Raw genomic sequence first — 8,625 nt, 5'->3', positions numbered from 1 at the left:
GTCCAGCCTGGTGGTGCCGGCTTTATCATTTCGAGTTCCTCATCCAGGTACATCTCGCCGCCGGCCTGGGGGAAGTCCACGAGGAGTTCGCCGGTGGCGACGCGCACAATGACCGTGCCGATCAGGTCTTCGGGATGGTCGGTCGCCTCGCGTGGCGTCACCTGGTCTCCAGGCGTAAAGCGCCGAGGAGCAGAGGAATGTGTCACGCCTGCCGTGTGCATGAGTCGCGTCCCTTCGGACTCTGCTGGTCCTTGGCCCAGTGTGATTGTTTACTTGCGCGGGCTGCGTGACCACTCGAGCAGGGAATGGATCGTCAGGTCCTCGTTGATCACGTGCAGCACCCGCCTCGCCTGGTACAAGACGTGCCTCGAAGGCCATACGCCGCTCCGCCCCAGAGCACACCGGCCGCGGTACGCGCGGAGCCTACCCGCCGACCCCGGACCTCACCCGAACGGAGGGGCGCCCGCCGGGCACGCCGTGTCGGTGGGGGGTACTTCGTGTTCGGTCAGGTAGCGGGTGGCCAGCTCGTCCACGCACCTGTTGGCGCCCATGGCGGTGTGCCCGTACATGTCCGCGGTGAGCAGGCGCGCGTCGGCGAGCCGGGCGGCCATGCGTTCCGCGAAGGCGTACGGGGTGTCCGGATCGTGGCGGTTGCCGATCACCAACGCGGTGCGGCCCGTCGGACGGTCCCAGGGGCCGGAGTACGGAGCGGTGCCGGAGCCCGCCCGAACGGGCCACGTGGCGCAGGGCAGCGCGTCGAACGCCCGCCTCCGCCCGAAGGTGGGGCTCTCCCGCTCCCAGCGCTCGGCCAGCGCCGGCCAGGCGCGGGCGGGCAGCCGGTAGGGCTTCTCGCCGCAGTTGACGGCGTTGCCCGAGTCGTTGCCGCGATAGGGCGTCGACTTCCCGGGGGCTACCTGCGCGGTCCCTCGTGCCGGCCCCGCTGCGGGGGCCCGCGTGTCCTTGGCGGCGGCGGTCCGGACGGTGGTGAGGTAGCGGGCCAGGCCGGTCAGGTCGCCCGCCGACAACCTGCCGAACACCTGCGCGCCGAAGCCGCCGAAGTCGACCGTCGTGCCGTCCGGCAGGGTGAGCGGACCGTGCCGCAGCCGCTGGCGGATCGCGGCGAAGGCCGCCGCGGGTTCCCCGTCACCGAAGGCACACCGGCCGGACGCGGCGGCGCAGGCCCGCAGGAACGCCGTCAGCGCTCGCTCCGCGCCGACGGCCCGCTGCCGGTCGTACTCCGCCCCGTCCGTCATGCGCAGCAGCGGATCGATGTTGCCGTCGAGGATCAGCGCACCGGTGTGCCCCGGGAAGAGGTTGGCGTACGTGGCGCCGATCAGCGAACCGTAGGAGAAACCGGCGAAGTTGAGACGTTTCGCGCCGACGCCCTCGCGGAGCAGGTCCAGGTCGCGGGCGACGTCGGCGGTGGTCATGTGCGCAAGCAGGGGACCGCCGTCGCGCGCGCAGGCGTCCGTGTAGGCGCGCGCGGCACGCAGAGTCGCCCTCACCTCCGCGCGGCGCAGGGGTGCTTCGCGTTTCCCGGCGAGCGCGGTGTCCGCCGCCTCCTGGCTGGTGAAGCACCGTACGGCCGCGCTCTGCCCGGTGCCGCGCGGGTCGAAGCCGACCACGTCGTACCGCGCGAGGACTTCCGCCGACAGGTACTTCTCCGCCCGGTAGGCGAAGTGCAGCCCCGACTGACCGGGGCCACCGGGGTTGACGAACAGGGTGCCCAGACGCCTGGCCGGGTCCGAGGCGCGGCGCCGGAGCATGACCACGTCCAGGGTGCCCGCGTCAGGGCGGGCGTGATCGCGCGGGACCTGCCGCACCGCGCAGTCGGCGACGTCCGGATCGATCGGAGGAGCCGGGTCGAGTACCTGGTCGCACGCCAGCCAGCGCACGCGGTGCTGCTGCGGCCCGGCGTGGGCGGCCGGTACGGGATTCGCCGGTGTGGGGTGTGCCGGTACGGGATGCGCCGGTACGGCCAGGGCCGTCGCGCAGGCGGCGGTGACCGCGGTGGCCACGGTGGCGCGGACGGGGTGCCGGAAGGTCATGGCGGGTCGGCCGGGCATGGGGCTCCTCGTTTCCCTCGGGTGACGCGGTCAGGTGCCCGCCCCGGCCCGGTCGGGGGCGAGACGGGCGCGCAGGGGGGCGGTGACCGCTCCCCGGTAGCGGCGGCGGATGTGGGAGGGCGCCCCGGTCAGCCGGTCGCGCATCAGCAGCGCACGGCTCACCGGGGCGATACGGGCCGCCAGGGCGGCGCCTTCGCGCAGTCGCGTCGGCGGCCGGTGTCCGGCCCAGGCCGCGAGATAGCCGCCGAGCACCCTCTCGCGGTCCCCGGCGGAACCTCCGGCAGCCGCCAAGTCACCCAGCAGCACGTCCAGTTGCAGGAAGGGATGGGTGAGCACGCTGTCGGCCCAGTCGAACACCAGCGCCTCGTCGCCCTCGACCCGGAAATTGCCCCGCCACAGGTCGTGGTGCACGACGCTCTCCGGGAGGTCGAGGGCCGCGAGGCGCGCGCAGTCGCGGGCCAGCGCGGGGACGAGGCGGCGCAGCCGCAGCGACTCCTCGTCCGTCAGCTCCCCCTGACCGGAGCGGCGGACCGGCGTGATCCGCTTGCCGGGCCCGCCGCCCCTCACTTCGTCGAGCAGGCCTTCGAACCTCTCCGGCAGCAGGGTGAGACGGTGTGCGGGGCAGCCGGTCGCGGCGATCTCGGCGGCGTACGCGGCAGCCTGACGCTGTATCACTCCGATACGCCGGGCCACCGCCGCGAAACCGGCGGCGACGCGTGCCGCCCCCACCGGCCGGGACACCGGCCCGAAGTCCGCGGTGAGCATCAGGCGTCTGTCGCTGTCCCAGGCCAGTACACGGGGGACGGCACCGGGGAACCACTCGGCCAGCAGCCGGGTCAACGCGGGCTCGTGCGCGTGCGGCGGCGGACTCGCCTTGAGGTGGACCACACCGGCCGTGGTCGGCAACCGCAGCTGGCAGGACCAGGCCCGGAACCCGTCCTGTTCGGCGGGCCCGACGACCTCGACACCGATTCCGTGCAGTTCCTCCGCCGCCCAGCCGGTCACCTCCGCGAACCATCCGGGGCGCCGCCAGGGCAGCCACGCCTCGTCCTCGCGGCGGTCCCGGCACGCCGACCAGAGCCCCAACAACCGCTCCTGGCCCGGCAGGAAGCGGTGGCAGGACGCGGCCAGCTCCGCCACGGGCGCCCAGCGCGCGCCCCGGGGCAGCGCCGTGCCGGGGCTGTGCGTCTCGTGCACGAAGAGGTACGAGGGCGGCGCGCCGTCCTCACCGGCCCCGGTGGGCACGGGTATGACGTCCAGGGTGCCGACTTCCACCCCGTAGCGGTGGTGCAGCGCGGAGTTGACCTCCCGCGGGTCGGAATGCCGGTGCCGGGGAAGCTCCCAGCGCGTCCCGCCGTCGAGGACAAGCAGGCACGGCTCGCCGCCGCGTTCCAAGGGAATAGCGCTGAAATTCACCGGGATTGTTCCTCACTGCACGTAGGAAACTCCATGCCCGCCCCGCCGCACATTGCCGGAATCACGATGAGAATGATGAGAATGCGCGAGGTGCCATCCGGTCAAGGCTTCCGCGCTCCTGACTCGACCGGGACGGTCCGGGACGGTCCGGGACGGACGTTTTTCCTTGCCGGGCCCGCCGGACGGCTCCTAGCGTCGTTATCGGCCGGACGACAAAACACGCCGGACGACAACAGGGCGGTACGGATCGATGTGACCGCCCGGCAAGCGAAAGGGAAATCGATGACTGGTGTTTCCGTGGCCGAGCGCCTCGCCGCCGGCACTCTCCAGCAGCACATGTTCTCGGAGCCCACCGCGGTCGCCGAGGAGTGCAAGTACCCCGGGCAGAGCTGCTGGTTCGACTCCGACTGCTGCAACCCGCGGTTCTGCGAGTGGTGGACCTGCCGCGCCTGAGCGGCCACTTCCCGCACTCGACGGAAGGAGAAGTCATGACGGGTGTTTCCGTGGCCGAGCGCCTGGCCGCAGGCGGCCTTCAGCAGCACATGTTCTCGGAGCCCACCGAGACCGCTGAGGCGTGCAGCCCGAATGGAGCGAGGTGCGTCTGGGACAGCGACTGCTGTTACGGACTCGTCTGTGAATGGTGGGCGTGCGAGACGCCCTGACACTCACCGGTGCCGTCGGCGGCCACGAGCCTCCGACGGCACCACCGGTTTCCCTCGTATTCCGGGAAACGGTACGGCGGAACGAACAGGACGGACGGAAAAGGGAGTGCGGAAATGGTGACGGATGTGTCCGCGCTGCTGCGGTCGGCGCAGGCGGGAAAGGAATTCCTGGAATCGTCGCGGCGGGACGGCGGGTTGTTCGACTTCGCCCCCTGGCCGCCTGTTCCCGCCCGGCGTTTCGGCCCAGTGGGACGGGCGCGGACGGTGACCGGTCTGCGCGCGGTGCAGCGGCTCACCGTCGGCTTCCTGGACCCCGTGGAGGACGCGATCTATCTGACCGCCGGTCTGCGCCGGCTGGGTTTTCCCGCCTCCTTCCACCTCGGCAGAGAGACGGTCCCGGCCGCGCCGCCCGCGGGCCTCTACGCCTGGGTGCGGTGCGGCGGCGACGTCCTCAGCACCTCGCTCCCCGTGACGGAGGAGTACGTCGAGATCTACACGAACACGCCGGAGGATGAGGACAGTGCGTGACGTCGTCGTATGCGTGAACGGCAGGGTGCGCCGCAGCCGGCCCGCCCTGGCCGCCGAACCCCTGGGCGCCGACAGCCGGCAGACCGACGAGGCGTTCGAGCTGCGCAGGGATCTGCCCGGCCCGCTGCCCCTGTACTACCGCGTCGGACCCGGCCGCCTTGAGTGGAGCGGCGACCTGGCCGACTTCCGGCAGGACGCGCCGCTGCCCCCGCCCGATCCGGGCGCCCTGCTCGCCATGGCCCTGGGGGCCGCGCCGGCCCCGGACAGCACCCCCGTACCGGGCGTGCACCGGCTGGCCGCCGGGGTGACGGTACGCCTTGACCGCTTCGGCGTCCGGGTGAGCAGGCACCGGCCGGAGACCACCACCACGCGGCGCGCCCCCGTCCACGCGATGAGCGAGGTCCTCGCCTCGGCGCCCGGCCCTTACGCGATCGCCTACAGCGGCGGCCTCTCCTCCGCGTTCCTCGCGGTCAGCGCCCTGCGGGCGGGCCACCGGCCGCCCCTGGTGCACGCCGACTTCGGCACCCGGTCCGGCACGGCGCCGGCCCTGATCCCAGGCCTGCGGTGCGAGCGGGTGCCGCTGGATCTGCTGGGACTGCTCGACCACCACCGGATCACCGGGGAGGAACCGGTCCCCCCGCTGCCGGACACCGAGGTGCCCCGGCTGCTGGCCGAACACCTCGCCGCCCACATCGGACTTCCGCTGATGAGCGGCGGCCTGCTCGACCCCCTGACGTCGGCGCGCCTGCCCGACGCCAGGCCCGGGTACCGCGGTTGGCGCCTGCTGACCTGTGAGCCCTTCCATGTGTCCGGGGTCCTCGGCTCGCTGTCCCAGGCGCGCGCCCTCTTCGACAAGGGCGTCGTCCACGACCCGGACCGGGTGGCGGCCGACCTCCCGGACAGCCAGCCGGTGAGCGCGCCCCCGCCGCCCTCACCGACCGGCGCGGACCGCGTGCCCGGCCTCACCGACCGGGGGCGGGAGGCGTTCGACGCGGCCAGGCGCGGATCACTGGCGGTCTGGCGCGAACACCTGGAGTCCCTGCCGCCCGTGCTCGGCCGGGCGGACGCCGCGCTGGCCGAGCACGGGCACGGCGGCGCTCAACTGCCGGCGCTCGACCCCCGGGTGCTGGCCTCGGTCGGCGCCCTGCCACCGCACCGGCTCGGCCGGATCCGGGGCGGACGCTTCCAGTCCCACGTCCCGCTGCGGACCGCCGTCGCGGCCCACCGTGTCACCGGCGTACGCAAGAGCACGCCACGTCACTGGCTGCGGCTCGCCGCGGCCGAGCACCTGCACCGCGAACGGCCCAAGGTCATCGCCGAGTGGGAACGCGAAAGCGCCCTGGCGGACCTGGGTCTGATCGACCCGGCCGTCCTCGTCGGCATCCTCCGGGACGGCCGTGACCTCAGCGCCCAGGCCCTCGTCCTGCTCAGGATGGTCTGGCTCGACCGATGGCTGCGAGGCTGACCATGACCCCTCCCTCCGTCTCCCGGCCGGACCGGCCGCGCCTCGCGCCCCAGGTCCGGTACACCCCACTGCCGTTCGGGGGCGCCGTGCTGGTACACGCGCCGACCCTGCGCGTCACCGAGTGCGGGGAACAGGAAGCCCGCGTCATCGAACGCCTGCTCAGCCACGGCCTTCCGGGGCCCGGCACCGGCCACGCCGGTGAGGCGGTGCGCCGGATGAGCCGGGAACTCGTCGCGGCCGGCTGGTTCGAGGCCGTACCCGCCACCGAACCGTCAGCGACCACTCCGGCCCCCACGGCCGCCGAACCGTCAGCCGCCAGTCCGGCCCACACCGCCGACGAACCCTCAGATACGACTCCCGCCCGCACCGCCGCCGAACCGTCAGCCACCCCTCCGGCCCGCACCGCCGCGCCGGACACCCACCGGAGGTAACTCCCATGCGCGTCACCCTCGGCCGGAGCCTCCGCGACCGGCTGCCCGACCTGGCGGTCGCCGCCCTCGCGGGCCCCCTCGCCGTCTCCGGCGTCGCCAAGGCGGTCACCCGCGCCGAAGAAGCCGAAGAACTGGACTGGCCCATCACCTCGGGCCCGCTCGCGGCACCCCGCGGCGTGCACCTCGTCGGTGCGGCCGAACTGGCGGCCGCGGCCGTGACCCTGGTCGCGCCCGGCCGGCTCGCCGCGCTCGTCCCGCTGGGCGGCTACGCCGCGCTGACCGTCGCCGCCCACCGCCTCAAGGGCACGAAGTGCGCCTGCTTCGGCGCGGCGCGCCTCACCGCGGTGGGGCGCACGCACGTCGCGGCGAACGCGGCGGCGTCGCTCGTCGCCGCCGCCGCGCTCGCGGCCTCCCCACAGCGCGCGGGCCGCACCCGGGCGGTCACCGCCGCGCTCTCGGCCGCGGTCACCTACGGCACGGTGCGGGCCCTCGACCGGCGCGCGGAACGCGACTCCACGGCGCGGGCGGCGGCCTGCGAGGAGCGCGTGAGCGCGGTACGGCTCTACGTCTCCGACGACTGTCCCGCCTGCCGTTCCCTCAAGCACCTGCTGCGGTTCATGGAGCCCGCCCGGCGCTCCACGGTCACCACGACCGTGGTCAAGGGCGAGGACGAACTGCCGCCGGCCCTGGCCGACCTCGGGGTGCCGTGCGCCCAGGGCCTGGACGCCCGGGGGGAACCGGTATGCGGACCGGTGTCCGGGATCGGCGGGGTCAAGGCACTGATCGACGGCGTCACCCTGAGCGCACCGGCGGTCCACCGTGCGGGCTGACACCGCTCTCCCGGCCGCCCCCGCCGACCGTCTCCAGGGCGTCCGGCAGCGGGTCGACGCCGCCCCCGACCTCTCCGCGTGGGCGCTGATCACCGCGCCGGCGCACCCGAGCCTGCGGGAGGCGCACCCGGGCACGGCCCTGTGGGGCGAGTGGCGCGTCGACCCGGGACTCGTCGGCCTCGACACCGGGCGGGCCCGCCCGATCCGCGTCGAGATCGGCCGCCCGGACCGGGACGACCTGTGGCGCCTGCCCGTCACGGACCTCGTGCCGAGCGCCCTCGCCTGGCACCCGACGCTCCCCCTGGTGGCCGGGCTGGCCCTGCGCGGGCGCCGGGCACACCCGTGGATCGCAGACCACCGCGCGCGCACCGTCGTGCGGTACGGCCAGGTCAGGGCGGCCACCTCGCTCACCGGCCTCGGCGGCGGCGGAGCGCCGCCCCTGACGTGGTGCGGCTCAGATCTCGTCATCCTCACCCCCGCCCCGCCGCCCACGGGGGGCGGCGGGGCGGCGGAACCCGGCCGGATCGCCGTGGCCTGCGAGGCGCGGGGCCCCGGATGGCCGGTCTTCCCGCAAGGGGTACCGGAACTGGCCGCCCTGGCCGCCGTCCGGGTGGCCGAGCTGGCTCCCGGCACCGGCACCCTGCGCACCCTCACCGGGCCCCTGCTGGTCCGGGAGCTGGAACCCGCCCCGGGCGGCGGTCATCTGCTCGTCACCCACCTGGACGAGGGCACCTCCCACTCCCTGGAGCCGAACTGGGCCACCTCGGTGACCGGCACGGGCCCCTTCGCACGGGGCGCCGGGGCACGACCGGTTCCGCCCCGGACACGCTGGGCAGCGGGCGCTCCCGACGTACTCGCGTGGCCCGACGCGGACCATCGCGTCCTGATGTGCGCGGCGGCCGAGTACCCGACCGCCGCCACCGCCTGCGTCGACCTCCCCGCCCCGGCCGGGCCCTGGTGGCCGCTGTGGCTCGGCGGGGAACCACATGTGCTCGGTACGCGGGAGGAGTTCGGCGGGGAACCGCGGGTGCGCAGTACGGGGGCCGGGTCCGGCGGGGCAACCCACGTGCTCGGCACGCTCGATGAGGTCGGCGCGGAACCACACACGCCCGGCACGCGGGACGGCTTCGGCGCAGAACCACACGTGCCCGGCACACAGGACGCGTTCGCCCGAGAACCACACACTCCCGGCACACACGCCGATGCCACCCCCTACCTGTCCGCCCC

General features: G+C 74.3%; 8 protein-coding genes and 1 pseudogene. 7 read left to right on the top strand and 2 right to left on the bottom strand.

Annotated elements, in window-relative coordinates:
• Positions 1-443 precede the first annotated feature (443 nt).
• Positions 444-2,066: an alpha/beta hydrolase gene (locus tag GKQ77_RS21535; protein WP_219690568.1), complete on the bottom strand. Its 1,623-nt coding sequence runs from the start codon at positions 2,064-2,066 to the stop codon at positions 444-446.
• 30 nt (positions 2,067-2,096) lie between these two features.
• Entirely contained in the window at positions 2,097-3,482 is a 1,386-nt protein-coding gene (locus GKQ77_RS33955) for a phosphotransferase (RefSeq protein ID WP_219690567.1), read from the bottom strand.
• Positions 3,483-3,764: 282 nt separating this feature from the next.
• On the opposite strand from GKQ77_RS33955, the gene GKQ77_RS21525 reads away from it, so the two are divergent.
• The 7 genes and pseudogenes from GKQ77_RS21525 to GKQ77_RS21495 form a co-directional block, all read left to right on the top strand.
• Positions 3,765-3,935 carry a hypothetical protein gene (locus tag GKQ77_RS21525; RefSeq protein ID WP_219690566.1) on the top strand — a complete coding sequence of 57 codons (171 nt, stop codon included), beginning with the start codon at positions 3,765-3,767 and terminating at the stop codon, positions 3,933-3,935.
• Positions 3,936-3,970: 35 nt separating this feature from the next.
• Positions 3,971-4,144, top strand: a complete 174-nt coding sequence (locus tag GKQ77_RS21520; protein ID WP_219690565.1) for a hypothetical protein — start codon at positions 3,971-3,973, stop codon at positions 4,142-4,144.
• A 114-nt stretch (positions 4,145-4,258) separates the two neighbouring features.
• The gene (locus GKQ77_RS21515; RefSeq protein WP_219690564.1) at positions 4,259-4,672 is read left to right on the top strand and encodes a lasso peptide biosynthesis protein; all 414 of its coding nucleotides are present in this window, start codon (positions 4,259-4,261) and stop codon (positions 4,670-4,672) included.
• Positions 4,665-6,137, top strand: coding sequence for a hypothetical protein (locus GKQ77_RS21510; protein WP_219690563.1), 1,473 nt, complete (start codon positions 4,665-4,667; stop codon positions 6,135-6,137). Before GKQ77_RS21515 ends, GKQ77_RS21510 begins: the two co-directional genes overlap by 8 nt.
• A 2-nt stretch (positions 6,138-6,139) precedes the next feature.
• Complete coding sequence (gene adfB / locus GKQ77_RS21505; protein ID WP_219690562.1) at positions 6,140-6,568, top strand: actinodefensin-associated protein B; 429 nt, start codon at positions 6,140-6,142, stop codon at positions 6,566-6,568.
• A gap of 5 nt (positions 6,569-6,573) precedes the next feature.
• Entirely contained in the window at positions 6,574-7,398 is an 825-nt protein-coding gene (locus tag GKQ77_RS21500; RefSeq protein WP_219690561.1) for a hypothetical protein, read from the top strand.
• Positions 7,388-8,625: pseudogene (locus GKQ77_RS21495) on the top strand (hypothetical protein); the annotation flags it as partial. The gene GKQ77_RS21500 and the pseudogene GKQ77_RS21495, both read left to right, overlap by 11 nt.

The sequence above is a fragment of the Streptomyces anatolicus genome, from assembly GCF_019400875.1.
Classification (GTDB): domain Bacteria; phylum Actinomycetota; class Actinomycetes; order Streptomycetales; family Streptomycetaceae; genus Streptomyces; species Streptomyces anatolicus.
The sequence above is the reverse complement of the archived record's forward strand: the minus strand, read 5'-3'. Positions and strand labels throughout refer to the sequence as shown.